The 16,524-nt window shown below is 49.0% G+C and carries 13 protein-coding genes and 1 other annotated feature; of the genes, 8 read left to right on the top strand and 5 right to left on the bottom strand.

The window, feature by feature from the left end; genetic code table 11:
- Positions 1-2 precede the first annotated feature (2 nt).
- From HFP08_RS02930 to HFP08_RS02915, 4 genes are all read left to right on the top strand, one after another.
- Positions 3-686: an ABC transporter ATP-binding protein gene (locus HFP08_RS02930; RefSeq protein WP_168119023.1), complete on the top strand. Its 684-nt coding sequence runs from the start codon at positions 3-5 to the stop codon at positions 684-686.
- Entirely contained in the window at positions 683-3,313 is a 2,631-nt protein-coding gene (locus HFP08_RS02925) for an FtsX-like permease family protein (RefSeq protein WP_168119022.1), read from the top strand. Before HFP08_RS02930 ends, HFP08_RS02925 begins: the two co-directional genes overlap by 4 nt.
- Positions 3,314-3,461: 148 nt before the next feature.
- Positions 3,462-3,727: a binding site (T-box leader), on the top strand.
- A 147-nt stretch (positions 3,728-3,874) separates the two neighbouring features.
- Positions 3,875-4,960, top strand: coding sequence for an aspartate-semialdehyde dehydrogenase (gene asd, locus HFP08_RS02920; RefSeq protein ID WP_168119021.1), 1,086 nt, complete (start codon positions 3,875-3,877; stop codon positions 4,958-4,960).
- A gap of 308 nt (positions 4,961-5,268) precedes the next feature.
- A complete protein-coding gene (locus HFP08_RS02915) occupies positions 5,269-5,964 on the top strand; it encodes a hypothetical protein (protein WP_168119020.1) in 696 nt (231 codons plus the stop codon).
- A 405-nt stretch (positions 5,965-6,369) separates the two neighbouring features.
- Here the strand turns inward: HFP08_RS02915 and HFP08_RS02910 are convergent, their stop codons facing one another.
- Genes HFP08_RS02910 through HFP08_RS02900 form a run of 3 tightly spaced genes read right to left on the bottom strand, consistent with a single transcriptional unit; the run spans position 6,370 to position 10,981 of the window.
- A complete protein-coding gene (locus tag HFP08_RS02910; protein ID WP_168119019.1) occupies positions 6,370-7,818 on the bottom strand; it encodes an aldehyde dehydrogenase family protein in 1,449 nt (482 codons plus the stop codon).
- A 6-nt stretch (positions 7,819-7,824) separates the two neighbouring features.
- Positions 7,825-9,402 carry an acetolactate synthase large subunit gene (locus HFP08_RS02905; RefSeq protein WP_168119018.1) on the bottom strand — a complete coding sequence of 526 codons (1,578 nt, stop codon included), beginning with the start codon at positions 9,400-9,402 and terminating at the stop codon, positions 7,825-7,827.
- Entirely contained in the window at positions 9,362-10,981 is a 1,620-nt protein-coding gene (locus tag HFP08_RS02900; protein ID WP_168119017.1) for an FMN-binding glutamate synthase family protein, read from the bottom strand. The genes HFP08_RS02905 and HFP08_RS02900 overlap by 41 nt, the downstream gene beginning before the upstream one ends.
- Positions 10,982-11,229: 248 nt before the next feature.
- Between HFP08_RS02900 and HFP08_RS02895 the strand changes: the two genes are divergently transcribed.
- From HFP08_RS02895 to HFP08_RS02880, 4 genes are all read left to right on the top strand, one after another.
- Positions 11,230-12,876: a copper resistance CopC/CopD family protein gene (locus HFP08_RS02895; RefSeq protein WP_168119016.1), complete on the top strand. Its 1,647-nt coding sequence runs from the start codon at positions 11,230-11,232 to the stop codon at positions 12,874-12,876.
- Positions 12,877-12,905: 29 nt separating this feature from the next.
- Positions 12,906-13,505, top strand: a complete 600-nt coding sequence (locus HFP08_RS02890; protein ID WP_168119015.1) for a YcnI family copper-binding membrane protein — start codon at positions 12,906-12,908, stop codon at positions 13,503-13,505.
- 161 nt (positions 13,506-13,666) lie between these two features.
- The gene (locus tag HFP08_RS02885; RefSeq protein WP_168119014.1) at positions 13,667-14,314 is read left to right on the top strand and encodes a response regulator; all 648 of its coding nucleotides are present in this window, start codon (positions 13,667-13,669) and stop codon (positions 14,312-14,314) included.
- Between the two features lie 40 nt (positions 14,315-14,354).
- Positions 14,355-14,918, top strand: a complete 564-nt coding sequence (locus HFP08_RS02880) for an NUDIX hydrolase (protein ID WP_168119013.1) — start codon at positions 14,355-14,357, stop codon at positions 14,916-14,918.
- A gap of 93 nt (positions 14,919-15,011) precedes the next feature.
- Here HFP08_RS02880 and msrA read toward each other — a convergent pair whose 3' ends face one another.
- A complete protein-coding gene (gene msrA / locus HFP08_RS02875; protein ID WP_168119012.1) occupies positions 15,012-15,554 on the bottom strand; it encodes a peptide-methionine (S)-S-oxide reductase MsrA in 543 nt (180 codons plus the stop codon).
- A 477-nt stretch (positions 15,555-16,031) separates the two neighbouring features.
- Positions 16,032-16,517 (bottom strand): HEAT repeat domain-containing protein, encoded by a 486-nt coding sequence (locus HFP08_RS02870; protein WP_168119011.1) that lies wholly within the window; start codon positions 16,515-16,517, stop codon positions 16,032-16,034.
- Positions 16,518-16,524: the final 7 nt, after the last annotated feature.

Raw genomic sequence — 16,524 nt, 5'->3', positions numbered from 1 at the left:
AAATGGAAATTTTGAAAATCGAGCATCTATCGAAAATATACGGCAAGGGAGAAATGGCGGTCAAAGCGCTTGATGATGTATCGTTCTCGGTGAAGAAGGGCGAATTCGTCGCCATTATCGGTCCGTCAGGATCGGGCAAATCGACACTGCTGCATATGCTTGGCGGAGTGGACAGGCCGTCCAGCGGCATTGTCAATGTGGATCAGACCGCTATTTATAATCTGAACGAAACGCAGCTTGCCATCTTCCGCCGGCGGCAAATCGGTCTCATCTATCAGTTCTATAATTTGATTCCGGTGCTGACGGTCGAGGAGAATATTACGCTTCCGCTTCTGCTTGACGGTCACAAGGTGGATCAGAAGCATCTGAAGCATATTGTGAATACGCTGGGTCTCGAAAACCGCCTTCATCATCTGCCGAATCAGTTGTCCGGCGGCCAACAGCAGCGCGTGTCGATCGGCCGGGCGCTCATCAGCAATCCCGCGCTCATGCTTGCCGATGAACCGACAGGCAATCTCGACAGCAAGAACAGCTCCGAAATTATCGACTTGCTCAAAATGTTCAATAAGACGTATAACCAAACCTTAATCGTCATTACCCATGATGAACGAATTGCCCTGCAGGCTGATCGCGTCATCGCTATTGAAGACGGAAGGTTGGCCAAGGACGAGGTGGTGCGTCCATGAATATCGTCAACCGATTGACGCTTCGACATATGAAGCATAACAAGCGCAGAACACTCGTCACGATTATCGGAGTCGTCATCTCCGTAGCGATGATCACGGCGGTTGCGACGCTGGGCGTCTCGTTCCTGAATATGATGAAGAAGGAAGCTATCGCGACGGATGGGCTCTGGCATGTACAGTATAAAAATGTGAATAAGCAGCAAGTAGCGGCGATTCAAGAAGATGAATCCACGAAGCAGCTCATGTTAGTGAATGTTCAAAATACAAGTGGTTTAGGTTTTGCGAAATTGGATGGCTTGCAAACGCCTAAGCGGCCTTATCTTGATATTCAAGCGTATAATACTGCAGCATTCGAGAACTATCCATTCAAGGTGGATGAGGGCAGGCTTCCGGAGACTCCTGAGGAAATCGTCCTTAGCAATCAGGTTGCCGTCTACGGCGGCGTGACATTGGCAATCGGCGATCAGATTGAGGTCGAGGCGGGCTACCGTTATGCTTTTGAAGGAAAAAGCAAAGGACTATATTTAAGCGATACTCCACTGCATGAGATAGATGGAGAGGTTGTTGAGGAATTAAAGCCTACCGTTGCAAGAACCTACACCATTGTAGGCATCATCGAGCAGCCTTCCTGGACGTGGCCGCTCGGCCCGAGCTACGCGGCATACACGTATTTCGATGAGAGCATGATGGGGCCAGAGGATCATGTGCAAGCGTCGGTTGTCTTGAATAAGCTGAACGACAAGCTATTCGATCATGCCCTTGCGTTTGGTGAGGATATGCAGTTGGATTCGACGTTTATATTGTTCAACAACAATTTGCTTCGATACTACGGCTTGACGAACAATGACGGTCTGCAGTCTATGCTGACCTCCTTAAGCGTCATCATTATTTCGATTATCATTATCGGCTCGGTTGCGCTCATCTACAACGCCTTCGCGATCTCGGTATCGGAGCGCTCCAGACATCTTGGCATGCTGTCCAGCGTTGGAGCGACCAATCGCCAGAAGCGGAATTCCGTCTTTTTCGAGGGGGTCGTTATCGGTCTTATTGCCATACCTCTAGGCTTCATCTGCGGGTTAATCGGGATAGGCATTACCTTCTTCTTCATTAACAGCATGATTCAGAACGCGCTTGGCGTGACGGCGAAGCTGACGGTTACGGTTACGCCTTGGTCGATCGCCATTGCGTGCCTTGTATCGATTCTGACCTTGTTCATCTCGACCTATATTCCCGCTCGAAAGGCGTCGCGGATATCGGCGATTGATGCCATACGTCAGTCCCAGGATGTGAAGCTGACGGGAAGGAAGGTTCGGACCTCCAAGCTTGTTCGCTTGCTGTTCGGCATTGAATCCGAGATCGGACTCAAGAACATGAAGCGGAATAAACGCAGATATCAAGCGACCATCTTCTCGCTCGTAATCAGCATCATCTTGTTCATGTCCGTCTCTGTCTTCACCGATAATCTGAAGAAATCGGTCAGATTGTCGCAGGATAACGCCAATTATGATATTCAGATCACGGTGAATAAGGATGAGGCGGGAAATGCCTTTCTTGATCGAATTCGAACGATGGATGAAGTGAAAAACATGACAATCATGATGCGCATGGATGCTTATGCCTGGTTCGACCAAGAGCAAATTGCGGATGAGCTGCAAGAGGAGGTCGCAGCGTTCCCGGATCGACTCGAGAATGGGAAGATGCAATATAATATTGTGCTGCATTCGCTCGATGATGCGAGCTTGAAAGCCTATGCGGAGCAGACGGACGCAAGCTATGATCAACTGATGGATACGAGCAACCCTTCGGCTATTGTGATTGACACCATTAAATATAGAGACGATGTTAATCGAAAATTTATCGTGACCGAAGCCGTGCATCAGAAGGTTGGCAATCAAATTCAATTATTCGAGCGGGACTTCGAAGGCAATAACCCGAAGGATATTAGCCCGATTGGAATCGAGGCTTTAACGGATCAACTGCCAATGGGCATCGTTCGATCTTATCTGGGTTCGCTGGATGTCGTTGTTTCCGAGCCTGTGCTGAAAGCCATTGCCGCCAGCACGCAGACATCTGATGAAGATGTTGTGCATTTTGCCCAAAGCATCTATGTAAGCAGCTCCAAGCCGATTCAAACGCAACAGGATATCGAGCAATTGAAGCAGGACAACATCTATGTGTACAATGTGTATCAGAGCAGGCAAAGGGATGAACAGACGATTCTGTTAATGTCGGTATTCACATACGGCTTCATCCTGCTGATTACCGCAATCTCTGTTGCCAACATTTTCAACACGATTTCGACCAGTATTGCGCTGCGGAAGAGGGAGTTCGCGATGCTGCGTTCGGTCGGCATGACGCCGAAGAGCTTCAACAAGATGATCAATTACGAAAGCATCTTCTATGGCGTGAAAGCTTTATTATACGGCATTCCGCTCAGTATCATCGTTATGATCCTCATTCATCGGGCGATGATGAACTCCTTCAGCTTTAGCTTTGAGCTTCCTTGGATGTCCTTGCTTATCGTTGTGGTTGCCGTCTTCTTCATTGTCGGGTCGGCCATGGTGTACGCATCGGCCAAGGTTCGCAAGGAGCGAATTATCGATGCCTTGAAGCAGGAGAATATTTAAGTAGACATAACTATAATTATGTTATCTTAGTTAATCGCCAAAGGATAGCGCAGTCTTTCAACCAATGATATTTCTTCTTGTTAAATTCGAGAAATTTCAAGGTTACGGTTTACGTTGCACGTTTTTTTTGTTAAAATAATCGCAACATTCAAAAGCTGCGACGAGACGAGTAGATATACGTGCGCTTTCACAGAGAGCTCCTGATTGCTGAAAGGGAGCAAAGTCGTCGATATTGAACAAAGACTCCGAGCTGCTCATAGGAACCCAAGCAATGGGGGATGATGAGCCAGGCGCTCCTGTTACAGGGCTAGAGTATAATCATGATTGCATTCATGCCGTACTTGAAGAGGCTTGCATGGCGACATGCCGGCGAAATTAAGGTGGTACCGCGAGTATACAAATCTCGCCCTTAAGACATCACAGTCTTGAGGGAGGGGTTTTTTTTAATTCCAAGAGTTGCTACTTCGTATCAGCCAGGTATCATGGAGCAGTGTTGCAGGAATGCCGGAATGAATAAGCTATTATGAATAATGCGAACAACGGAGAGGAATGGACGAAGAAATGGAAAATAAATTAAGAGTAAGCATCGTAGGCGGAACAGGCATGGTAGGACAACGTTTCATTCAATTGCTGGATGGTCATCCTTGGTTTCAAGTCACATCGATAGCTGCGAGCGCGGGATCCGCGGGCAAAACCTATGAGGAAGCAGTCAAAGGCAGATGGAAGCTATCCGGAGATGTTCCTGCCAACGTGAAACCGATTATTGTTCAAGATGCATCGAAGGTGGAGGAAGTAGCAGCCGATGTGGACTTCATTTTCTGCGCCGTGGATATGCAGAAGGATGAGATCAAAGCGCTGGAAGAAGCTTACGCGAAGACGGGAACGCCTGTAATCTCCAACAATTCAGCGCATCGCTGGACGCCGGATGTTCCGATGGTCATTCCCGAAATTAATCCGGGACATCTTGAAGTCATTGCTGCGCAAAGAAAGCGTCTCGGCACTTCAACGGGCTTCATCGCCGTTAAGCCGAACTGCTCGATTCAGAGCTATGTGCCGGCGCTTCACGCCTTGCTGGATTTCAAGCCGACCAAGGTTGTCGCATCGACTTATCAGGCGATTTCCGGCGCAGGCAAAAACTTCTCCGATTGGCCGGAAATGCTCGACAACGTTATTCCGTATATCGGCGGAGAGGAAGAGAAGAGCGAGCAGGAGCCGCTTCGCATCTGGGGCAGCGTCGATGAGAGCGGAATTGTGAAAGCAAGCGCGCCGCTTATTACGACGCAATGCATTCGCGTGCCTGTCCTCGACGGCCATATGGCATCCGTGTTTGTTTCGTTCGAGAACAAGCCGTCGAAGGAAGAGATTCTGAAGCGCTGGTCGGAATTCGCCGGACGTCCTCAGGAGCTTGGACTGCCAAGCGCGCCGAAGCAATTCATTACGTACTTCGAAGAAGAGAATCGTCCGCAGACAAAGCTGGATCGCGACATTGAGCGCGGCATGGGTGTTTCGACAGGCCGTTTGCGCGAGGATACGATCTATGATTATAAATTCGTTGGCTTGTCGCATAACACCGTGCGCGGCGCTGCAGGTGGAGCGGTTCTAATTGCGGAGCTGCTAAAGGCTGAAGGTTATATCCAGCCCAAATAATAAGTTAAGTTAACGAGTTTGATGACATAATAATAATTATGTCAACTAATTGAGCAGCATCTTCGGATGCTGCTTTTTGTGTTGCAAGCGAAGTGGAGGTTAGAATGAACAGATTTATTTTATTTAATGTGATTAATTGTCTGAATGGGGGGAGAGCATCTGGCATGATCATCGAGTTTTTAGTTGTGGAAGGGGGCATTTTGAAGAAACCTTTGCGCTGAAGCTTTCGTCTTAATTAGTATGGAATTTCCGTTGAGGTAAACGTGATTCTTAATAAGCTTAGAACGATGCGGAGAGGATGGTTGTGAATGGTCGAGCGTTTTCCCTTCAAAATGCTTGCCGTTATGCTCATCAGCATAATTGTCTTATCGGCTTGCAGCGCGAAGACTAATCGTGCAGGCAACAACAAGGAGAATGAAGCGGAAAGAGCGTCGATAAGAGCGATTGGAGAAGCAACGGGCGGCAAGTTCATCATTAAGCCTGTCGGTCAAGTTTCGGAAGCAGAATTAGGCGCGCCAAGCTGCTTAGGCAGGGAAACCGATATCATGTGGAGCGGAACCTTTCAAGTCATTTGGGAGCCGAAAGGGAACGAGGCTGATCGTTCCATCCTGACATTCCCTGATGATTTCACAATTGTACAGCCTGACAATTATCCAACGAACATGAAGAGAATCACATTAGGAGATATAGAAATCTTAATCTACTCCCCGCATTATACAGATTGCCATGCCCTTGAGACCTATTTCTTCGGCACGACGGGGAATCAGGCTTTCCCTATATCCATTACCTTCGAGGATGGGCAGGTTCAGGATAAAATAGGGCGATCACCGATTCATGAGATACAATCGATTGGGGATGAACTTGTGATTCAAGGAGGATACTCTGCAGGGGATGATGCGGTTGAAAGATATCATTTCCGTTATGATTCAAGAATGAAGACGTTGATTCTTGAAAACATAGATAACGTAAATCCCAATCAACCGAATATTGCTATAGATGAATAGGAAAAATGTTACCAAAGCGAGGTGATAAATTGAAGAGGCATATCTTCCTTATTGTATGGAGTGTTTTCGTAATCCTGCTATCCAGTTTCTTCATCTTCTATATCTACTGGGATTTGAATCAACCCAAAATCGGTCCGATGGGCAACGGTCCTACCGCGCCTACGTTCATCCAGATGCTGCCGATTTATTGTGCTTTAATGCTGGGTATTCTCAATTTGGCTGCTGGGATTTATCGTTACAATAAATATAAGCGAGAACAATATTGAATTCCTGCATACGCAGCAATTCTTCTAATGCAGGATTTATAAGATAAAATTAATGGATATACGTATCATTTTTAACGCCTCCGGCTCATCTTAAGTGAGCGGAGGCGTTTCGTGTGCTGCTCCACTTTGAAAGCTTAAATTACTCTTCGTCGTATACGCCTGTTCGGAAGCTGACCAGCTTCGTCTCCATCATGTCCTCCATCGCATAGCGGACGCCCTCGCGGCCGGATCCGCTGTTCTTCACGCCGCCATAAGGCATCTGATCTACGCGGAAGGTCGGAATCTGATTGATGAGCACGGCGCCGGACTTGATACCCTTCGCAGCGGCGAAGGCGCGCTGGATATCCTTGGTGAACGCTCCGGCATTCAAGCCGAACTGGGAGTCGTTAGCAAGATCGATCGCTTCGCTCCACGACTTGAAGGGAGAGATGGTCACGATCGGACCGAAAGCCTCATCGCGATTAAGCTCTGCGTCCAGCGGCACATTCGTCAGAATGGTTGGATGCATCACATGATTAATGAATATACCTCCGCTTCTAATCTTGGAGCCGCCTTGAATGGCTTGCTCAAGCCAGGTTTTGAGACGCTCCGCCGCCTCATGGGTAATGAGAGAGCAGATATCCGTGTCTTCCTCAAGCGGATCGCCAATCTTCAATTGCTGAGCTTTAATGGCCATGCGATCGATAAAATCATCATAGACGTTCTCATGTACATAGATGCGTTGAATGGAGATGCATATCTGACCGTTATAGGAGAAAGCGCCAGTAATCGCTTGATCGGCGATGCGATCCAGCTCCTGATCGCTGAAGCCCTCGTCGATCAGGAGCGGCGAATTCGAGCCGAGCTCCAGCGTTACTCTGCGCAGCCCGGCTTGTGAGCGAATCAGCTTGCCCACGCGCGGACTGCCTGTGAAGGTAATGAACGCAACCTGTTCATGCGTCGTCAATATCTCGCTCAGCTCTTCGCCGTAACCGGGAATAATGTTGAGCACGCCAGCCGGCAGCCCAGCTTCCCGGAATAATTCCGCAAGGAAGAGCGCCGAAAGCGGCGTTTTCTCAGCTGGCTTTAATACTATGGTATTGCCGGCCGCGATGGCGGGACCGACTTTATGCGCTACGAGATTCATCGGGAAGTTGAATGGCGTAATGGCCGCGACAACGCCTAGCGGCTCGCGCGCCGTGTAGGCAGTATTTTTCTCGCCTCCCGGCACCGCGTCCATGGGGATTACCTGGCCGTAGACGTTCTTCGCCGCTTCCGCCGATAATTGATAGGTCTCAATTGTGCGGTCGATCTCTCCGCGGGCTGCTCGAATAGGCTTGGCCGCTTCCTTCGCGACAAGCTGAGCCGCTTCTTCATGCCGCTCCCGAAAGAGATCCGCAACGCGTGAGAGTACCGCAGCCCGTTCATAGGCCGGTTTGTTGCGATTCACAGCAAAGGCTCTGGCCGCGGCTGCAATAGCCAGCTCCGCTTGAGTGGCAGAAGCATAGCCGATTTCCGCTATTTGTTCTTCGGTATGGGGGTTGTACAAAGGTACGCTTTGATCCGCATCCAGCCATTCATCATTAATCCAAAGCTTTGTAGGTTCCATCTTCTTTCACCTCTTATGAATGATTTCGAGCAGATTAAGCTCGCCGCTGTTCACGGCTTCCTCTAACGCTGCCGAGAATTCCTCCGGCGTTCTCGCACTTCGGTGAGCGATCCCGAAGCTTTGCGCATAAAGCGCAAAATCAGGATTCGTGAATGAAATCTGCGTAACCGCAAGATCAGAATCCTGTTGATGCTTCTCTATTAAACTCAAATGCTTATCGTTAAACACAATGATTGTAAAAGCAAGCCCCAATCGCTTCGCAGTCTCCAGCTCCTGGGAATTCATCATGAATCCGCCGTCGCCGGACACGACGACAACAGGCGCATCAGGTCTTGCAAGTCTGGCTCCGATCGCGCCGGGAAGGGATACGCCCATGGACGCGAGTCCGTTGAAGATGATGGTCTGACCCGGGCGCTTCGGCTGATACCAACGCGACACCCAAAGCTTATGCAAGCCTACATCGGAGATGAGAGCGGCATCCGGCGGCAGCTGCTCGCTCAGATACTGCATGATTTTCTGCGGCAGCTGCTCCGGAGGCGAAGGCAAAGCCTGCAGTTGTTGAAGCCTTCGCCTCCGGATGGCAAAATGAGCGGAAGATTCGGATCTTTGTTCGACATATGTTGTTAATGCCATTAATGAATATCTCAAATCGCCGATTACCTCGAGCGCGACGGGATAATGCTCGTCCGTTTCGGACGGAGCGGCATGAATATGAAGGATGCGCCGAGATCGATCCGAGTTCCAGGCTTTCGGATCGTATTCCACCAGATCGAAACCGACGGCTATAATAAGATCGGCTGCGAGCAGCGGCCGCAATTCATCCGGCAGCTTCTGCCCGCCTACGGTGAATAGATTCAGTTCATGCTCGAAAGGCAATATGCCCTTGGCCATGAAGGTATGGACCGCTGGAAGATTGCCGGCCTGAACCAACGCCTTCAGCTCTTCAGATGCGCGCCCTCGAATGACGCCGTTGCCGGCTAGAATAATCGGATCTTTCGCGCCTGCGATAAGTGTTGCCGCTTCTCGCAGAGACGCTTTATTCGGAGCAGCTTTCGCCTGCTTGCCTATATACGGCGGCTCGCCGTTCGTCTCTTCCTTGGCAGTATCCACTGGCAAGGATATATGAATGGCGCCAGGATTCTCGCGAGTCGCTAGATTGAACGCTTTCCGCACAATCTCCGGAATCGTCTCGGCCGCCAATACTTGTTGATCATATTTGGTAATCGCTTTGAAGACCTGAACTGTATCAATGTTCTGATGGGATTCCTTATGCAGTCGAGTGCGTTCCGCCTGCCCGGTAATCGCAATCAGGGGTGAACGATCCAACTGCGCGTTGGCGACGCCTGTAATCAGATTCGTCGCGCCGGGACCAAGCGTTGCCAGACACACGCCTGGCTTCCCGGTCAAGCGTCCATACACATCCGCCATAAACGCCGCCGCCTGCTCATGGCGCGTCAGGACGAAGGAGATCGAGGATCTCGACAAGGAATCCATCAGATCAATATTCTCCTCGCCTGGAATGCCGAATATATAATCCACGCCCTCAGCCTCCAGACACTTCACCATAAGATCGGTCGCTTTCATGCTCCGCCTCCTCTAATTGATCGGGATAGGGATACAGCTCGCTAATGCGTTTTGTCTTGCCGTTAACATCTCGGAACACAATATGATCTCTGGTCAGCTGTCTCGGACTGTCGAGTCCGCATGCCGCTGCCAGAGCAAACAAGCTTTCACGCAATTGGATAACGTAATTCATAACGCGCCATTGCTTCTCCTCCGGCACCAGCGCATCCATATATCGGGGATCCGCCGTCGCTACTCCCGATGGGCAGCGGCCAGTCTCGCATTGCAGCGCCATGATACATCCGTTCGCCATCATGAATCCGCGTGCCGAATTGACCGCATCCGCGCCGAGCCCCAGCGCCACGGCCACTTTGTCGGAGGAGATCAGCTTGCCGGAAGCGATGATTCGGAATTTGTCCCGAATGCCGAATGATCTCGCGGCGTCATCAACGGCGATCAGCGCGGAATAGAGGGGCAGCCCCATACTGTCCGCCATCGATTTGAACGTTGCGCCCGAGCCGCCTTCGCTTCCGTCAACGGTAATGAAGTCCGGGTAGATGTCCAAGTCGATCATCGCTTGGAAAAATTCGTTCAAGCCTTCGGCATACCCGACGACAATCTTAATGCCGACGGGCTTGCCGCCCTCCTCTTGAAGCCTTCCAATGAATTGCATCGTTTCTCGTGAGTTGTTGAGAAAGGGAAAGCGATTGGGGGAGTTTACCGTTTGTCCGACAGGCACTTTGCGAATTTGGGCAATCTTCTCGTTCACTTTCACGCCTTCGAGATGACCGCCGCGAATCTTCGCGCCTTGTGCGAATTTCAGTTCGAAAGCTTTGATATTCGGCTCGGCTGCCTTGGCGCGGAATTCGTCGAAGGAGAATTGGCCATGGTCATCCCGATAACCGAACAATCCGGGTCCAATCTGGGAGATGACGTCTGCGCCAGTGGCCAAATGCTCCGGAGCGACTCCGCCTTCGCCAGTATTGATCCAGGAGCCTCCGGCCATACGGGCGCCGCTCCCCGTAGACAAGATATAATGCTCGCCGACCGAGCCGTAAGAGGTTGCAGAAGCGCCGAACATGCCGCGCACCCGCCAAGGATGTCTGCGAAGCTCGCCGAATACGATCGCATCCGATTCCTCGAGCAGCCAGGGCTTGACTTTGCCCATTCGCAAATTCTCCTTACGGGTGAACATGCCTTCTTCGATGATATGATACTTTTTGCCGTCGAGCTCTTCGCGATTCGCCACTCTAAGATCTTCGACTAGTTTCGGATACATGCTGTTCCCGATATAGAAGCCCGCTTTCTCATAATCCCGCCGAGAGCCAAAGCTGATCAGGTCGGTCCGATATTTGGCGGCGAACACCAGACCTTCATATTCCGCCCTGGAGAAAGGCTTGCCTTCCGTGTCGTTGTCGAACCAATATTGTCGGAATTCAGGACCGAGCTTTTCGAGCAGATAACGGAGCCAGCCAAGATAGGGATGCGCCCGAATGATGGAATGCTGAGGCTTCTTCGAGACGATGTACATATAGCCTAGCAAGATAAGGGGGGGAAGCACGAGCAATGCAATGAGAATAATAAACAGGGCAAGATACATAAGATGAAGCTCCTTTCTGCAACATGAAATGAATGTGCTTTCCTAATTATATCTTAAACAGATTAAGGAACCATTAAAACGGTCAACTCGATGACGCGCTGAAATTATGCAGCCTTCCATCTTAAATGGTCACAATTCCTTCAAATCCATAGCCCATGCGGGTCATATACACGTTCCTAATTATGGCATACACTTATGAATGTTATTCGCGAAAGGACGTATACAAGGGTAGAAAGGAGTCTGCTTCCGTGGGAGGAAATCAAGTATTGCGACATCTGACAGCGGTGATCATTCTATTATGCGCGCTGCTGTTTCCGACTCAAGCCTTCGCGCACGCTTCTCTTGTGGAGGTTAGTCCGGCGCCGGACAGCAGATTGGAAAGTCCTCCTGATCAAATCGCTTTGACTTTCAACGAAAGACTGGAGAAGAGCCTCTATTCGATTAAGGTCCTGGATTCCAACGGTCGATCCGTCACCTCGAAGAAGGCGGTTATGAGTGAAGATCAGCGCATGATTAGGCTTGATTTGCCTTCGGGACTGCCAGATGATTATTATACCGTCAGCTACAAAATCATTTCCGCAGACGGTCATCCCGTTGAAATGTCTTATATCTTCACCTTGGGAGACGCATTACCGCCCCCGCCTGCAGCTCAGTCGGAAGGGATGCCGGCAATGGATGCCATGCAAATGTCGCATAGCGGCGGACATGGCGGAGCCATAGACAGCGGAGAGATCATTCTGTTTCTGTCGCGAATGGCTTATTTTCTCACGATGCTTTGCTTGGTTGGCTGGCTGTTCTGGAGCATTCTCGAGCCGAAGAAATCAGGTGATCTCCAGATATTGGGTAAACACTGGTCTATTGTCCTGCAGCGATCATTTCTGCTTGCCTTGCTCTGCATGATCGCGCTGCAGCTGCCGGATATGATCGATGAATGGACGGGATCAAGCTTCGGTGAACTGCTGGGCACATCAATCGGCTTGTCGTGGCTCGTCAGTTTGATTCTTTCGGTAATCGGTTTCTATGCGCTGGGGCGATCCAAAATTGTAGACGCGCTGTGGATAGCGCTGCTGCTGGCGGCGAAGAGCATCAGCGGACACGCGATGGCCTACGAACCTCCGGTTCGCACGATTGCGCTCGACTGGATCCATCTGCTCGCAGCTGCGATATGGGCAGGCGGATTGCTGTATACGCTAATCCATTGGCGGGGTCATAGAGCCTACACGACGCAATTTCTTCCAAGGTTCTCCAGGGGCGCATGGATGAGTTTACTTTCTCTTATTGCGACCGGTGTTGCCTCGACGCTTATTTTCCTGCCGAAGCTGAGCTACGTGGTCTATACGCGCTGGGGCGTTCTGTTGCTTGCAAAGGTTGGTCTCGTGCTGCTCGTGCTAGTCGCAGGTATGTTGATGCGGCGCAAAATCAAGAAACAGATTGTCGCGAAGGCCGGATGGCTGTTAAAGCTTGATTTTGCTCTCATGCTCATGATCATGCTTATTGTAGGCATATTCACGTATTCGAGCCCCGTACCTGCGAATACGCCGCTCTACTGGCATGTGATGGGAACATCCGTCCATATGTCGGCTATTATAACCCCGAATGCGCCGGGCACCAACTCGTTCGAGGTGGATGTGTGGCTGCCCGAGGAACAGAAGCTGCCTAAGCATGTGCAGATGCTACTGAAGTACAAGGATGACGATGAGGTGGCTCCGATCGAGGTTCCGCTGGAGCAAAGCTTTGATCATGAATTGCCTTATTCAAGTCCTGGACTGACCCGTTTCGTCTATGTGGGCGAAGGGCCGTACCTGCCGTTCCCCGGACATTGGGAATTAGAGGTAAGAGTGATGGACTCGCTCGATAATGAGAAGATTTACAACAAAACCATGATGCTTTATTAAAAACAAATCATTTAAAGGGGAAATTCACTATGAAAAAATCACTGTCTGTCATCATTGCATGCTTCATGTCTGTCCTTCTGTTCGCAGGCATCGCCAGCGCTCATGTTGTTGTGTATCCAAAGCAAACGACACAGGGCGCATATGAAGTGTTTTCCGTTCGAGTGCCGTCTGAATCCGAGGGAGTGTCCACAGTTGCTGTCAAGGTGGCCGTCCCCGCTGAAGTGAATGTGTCCCGAATCGAACCGAAGCCGGACTGGACCTACATGCTTGAGAAAGATGATACCGGCAAAATAACAAGCGTCACTTGGCAGGCCGAGGGAGAAGGTTTATCGCAAACCGAGTTTACCAACTTTAACATCCAAGGCAAAGTCGCGGATGACGCGGAATCCATCGTATGGAAGGCTTATCAAACCTATTCGGACAACAGCGTTGTCGAGTGGATTGGCGGAGAAGGCGCAGACAAGCCGGCTTCTGTAACGGTTGTCACTGCAGCAGCGGACGCGACGGCTGGCGAGGCCAACAGCGATTCCGATTCCAATTCGGATCTGCCGCTCAGCCTTTCCATTGTTGCGTTGGTTCTGGCTCTGGCGGCGTTGATTGTCACTTTCTCCAAGAAAAAACGAGCATAAGAAAATCTGCTGTGAAAAATAAAGGTCAAATTCCGGCTCTGCAAAGCCCACTATCGATCTCCAAATCGATAGTGGGCTTTCTCAAATGACCAACATGATGCATCCTTCAATGTCTTATGCTATGCTGACAAGGAATAGAAGAAGAGTTAGGAGCTGCTCTAATGGGAAATGACAATATCTTTCGAGTTATCCTTATCGATGATCATGCAGATGCCAGAGAGGGCATGAGAGATATTATCGAGATGAATGAGGAGTTTGTCGTTGTAGCGGAAGGGCGCAACGGTAAGGAAGCGGTAAGGCTGACAGAAGAGCTGCTGCCCGATCTTATTCTAATGGATATCAACATGCCTGAGATGGATGGTCTCGAAGCCACGAGATTAATAAAAGCGAAATTCCCTCAAGTTAAAATTATTATTGTCACCGTATCCGATGATATCACGCATTTGTTCGAGGCGTTGAAGAAAGGAGCGCAAGGCTATCTGCTCAAAAATCTGCAGCCGTCCGCATGGCATGAGTATCTGCAAGCTATCGCGATCGACGAGGTTCCCATGTCCAGAGAGCTTGCCTTCAAGCTTCTTCAAGAATTTCCGCGAGAGGTGCAGACAAAGAGCAAGCAAAGCACCTTGACCGGACGCGAGCAAGAGATTTTGGAATGGGTGGCGCAGGGTCAAACCAATCGCGAGATTGCCGAATCATTACAAATTTCAGAAAACACGATAAAAAATCATCTCAAAAACATTATGATGAAGCTTCATCTGCAAAATCGAGTGCAACTGACCAGATATGCCTTTGAACAGGGATGGATTTAGTTTACATAATTATAATTATGTTTATTCTTGGGGGGAGACTATGCTGAAATATAACATTTGTTTTATTAAGCGCGGCGATGAAATTTTGCTGCTAAACAGGGAGAAAGGCGCATGGATGGGTGCTTGGAATGGAGTAGGCGGCAAATTAGAGCCCCATGAAACCCCTCGGGCATCTGTTCTTAGGGAAGTTGAAGAGGAGACAGGCATTGTGCTGCAATCAGTCGAGTTCAGAGGCGCAGTGACCTGGACGGTTGATCAAAAGCCGGCAGGCGGGATGTATCTGTACTTGGCCGAATTGCCGAACGACTACGTTTACGAGACGCCTTTGAAAGTGGCAGAAGGGCTCTTGGATTGGAAGAAAATTGACTGGATCTTGCATCCCAATAATCAAGGCTTAGCGCATAACAACCCAAGGACGATCAAAATGCTCCTGGAGGAGCGAGGATGTTATCAGCATCATTGCATCTATGTGGATGACCGATTAATACATATGGACTTCATGGCAGCGGCTCCCGAAATCGAGCATGTTGCAGATAGTGATAAATTGGAGCATTTATTATTTGATCAATTTGGGATTGATTATTTAACAGCATTAAATAAATAATTGCGATATTAATTAACTGCGTTAATTAACCATTACTTAATCCCATAATCCGAGAAGAGCCCGTTCCAGGGCTCTTTTTTGCTTTAGTTTGGTTCAAATAGAATTTTGGGTGGTGTTATTAGACTTACCGCCGGAACCAGCCTGCCGCATGGGAAGGACCCAATTGGGGCGGGGGAAGTGACAAGTATAACCGTTCGGATAACGCTCCAAATAGTCCTGGTGCTCCGGCTCCGCTTCCCAGAAGTCGCCGACAGGCTTCACTTCAGTGACGACTTCGCCCGGCCACAGATCCGAAGCATTTACGTCGGCGATTGTCTCCTCAGCCACCTTTTTCTGCTCGTCGCTTATATAATAGATTGCCGAACGGTAGCTTGTGCCGATATCATTGCCTTGACGGTTCCGCGTCGTAGGATCGTGAATTTGAAAAAAATATTCCAGGATGCGGCGGTAGCTCGTCTCCGTTGTATCGAAGATGATTTCGATTCCTTCCGCATGAGTGCCATGATTGCGATAGGTCGCGTTCGGAGTATCGCCGCCAGTATAACCGACGCGAGTAGAGACGACGCCGGGAAGCTTGCGGATCAAGTCTTGCATTCCCCAGAAGCAACCCCCAGCGAGTACAGCGCGTTGATGCATATTAAAACCTCCTTAACTTGATCGAGATATTTGACTTAGAGCTTCGTGAGATCTTCAACTATTATAACCCGGTATGCGCGACTCAAACCAGTTGTTTATCGTTATGAGAGATAGAGCAGAGACTGAAGTGTTGCTCACGGAACCATGGACGGAGTCAGTCTTGTAATATAAATTTCCGGCAGATCAAAACAACAGAAGAGCTCTTTGTACATTCATTCTTTATTACTTCTTCACAAAACTCGTATTTTGTACAAATGTATTTGATTCGGCATAAAGTCTTATCCATAAACTTCGTAAATGTCATATATTATATGCGACCATCTCAAATCTGCAGTTTATAAGTTTCGTTCGTTCCCTCATGTTCGTCTCTTTACACCTTGCTATAACTGTAGCTGATTTTTTTTTCATGAATACTTTCTTCAAGTTTCCGTTAGTGCAACGACGGCAGCCGATCTTTCAGATCGGCTGCCACTGACGTCACTTTAAAAAGTCTAATGCTTCTTCTAACATTTCCATTTCATCTTCAAGTTCCTCTAACTTCTCATTGACTTTCGATATGCATCTCAATTTAACCTCGCTTGGCATTCTATCTTTTATCAGTTCTAAAATTTGATATGCATGTCGGCTTTCTTCAAAATAACGGCTGGTTAAAGATTCAACGATTACTTCGGCGTACTCTGAACAATCAAATGACTCAAGAGCGTATAGAATAGTCCCTCTTTTACCTTTAGTTTTGGGGTCTTTCAATTGATTAATGAGTGGGACTAGAGCCTCACTAGAACCAATATCAGCTAACGCAATTGATATTGCATTTCTCAAAAGGGTATTATCTGTTTTGTTTAAATATTCAATAAGGGTGGTTGTAAAGATTCCATTCTTTTTTTCACCAATGATTTCAATCAAATCAATGGCTTCATCAAAACGCAACTGATCTATTAGGCCTTTTAATAAAGCCACATCCATTTTGTAA

Origin of the sequence: Paenibacillus sp. HB172176 (genome assembly GCF_011947265.1) — a bacterium.
GTDB lineage: Bacteria > Bacillota > Bacilli > Paenibacillales > Paenibacillaceae > Pristimantibacillus.
Note: the sequence above shows the minus strand (reverse complement) of the source record. Positions and strands in the feature narration are given on the sequence as shown.

Bases quoted from the DNA above. Each gene is read 5' to 3' on its own strand.
- HFP08_RS02900 (WP_168119017.1), bottom strand. From the start codon at position 10,981: ATGTATCTTGCCCTGTTTATTATTCTCATTGCATTGCTCGTGCTTCCC.
- HFP08_RS02885 (WP_168119014.1), top strand. From the start codon at position 13,667: ATGGGAAATGACAATATCTTTCGAGTTATCCTTATCGATGATCATGCA.
- HFP08_RS02910 (WP_168119019.1), bottom strand. From the start codon at position 7,818: ATGGAACCTACAAAGCTTTGGATTAATGATGAATGGCTGGATGCGGAT.
- HFP08_RS02880 (WP_168119013.1), top strand. From the start codon at position 14,355: ATGCTGAAATATAACATTTGTTTTATTAAGCGCGGCGATGAAATTTTG.
- HFP08_RS02925 (WP_168119022.1), top strand. From the start codon at position 683: ATGAATATCGTCAACCGATTGACGCTTCGACATATGAAGCATAACAAG.
- HFP08_RS02890 (WP_168119015.1), top strand. From the start codon at position 12,906: ATGAAAAAATCACTGTCTGTCATCATTGCATGCTTCATGTCTGTCCTT.
- HFP08_RS02930 (WP_168119023.1), top strand. From the start codon at position 3: ATGGAAATTTTGAAAATCGAGCATCTATCGAAAATATACGGCAAGGGA.
- HFP08_RS02905 (WP_168119018.1), bottom strand. From the start codon at position 9,402: ATGAAAGCGACCGATCTTATGGTGAAGTGTCTGGAGGCTGAGGGCGTG.
- msrA (WP_168119012.1), bottom strand. From the start codon at position 15,554: ATGCATCAACGCGCTGTACTCGCTGGGGGTTGCTTCTGGGGAATGCAA.
- HFP08_RS02915 (WP_168119020.1), top strand. From the start codon at position 5,269: ATGGTCGAGCGTTTTCCCTTCAAAATGCTTGCCGTTATGCTCATCAGC.
- asd (WP_168119021.1), top strand. From the start codon at position 3,875: ATGGAAAATAAATTAAGAGTAAGCATCGTAGGCGGAACAGGCATGGTA.
- HFP08_RS02870 (WP_168119011.1), bottom strand. From the start codon at position 16,517: ATGGATGTGGCTTTATTAAAAGGCCTAATAGATCAGTTGCGTTTTGAT.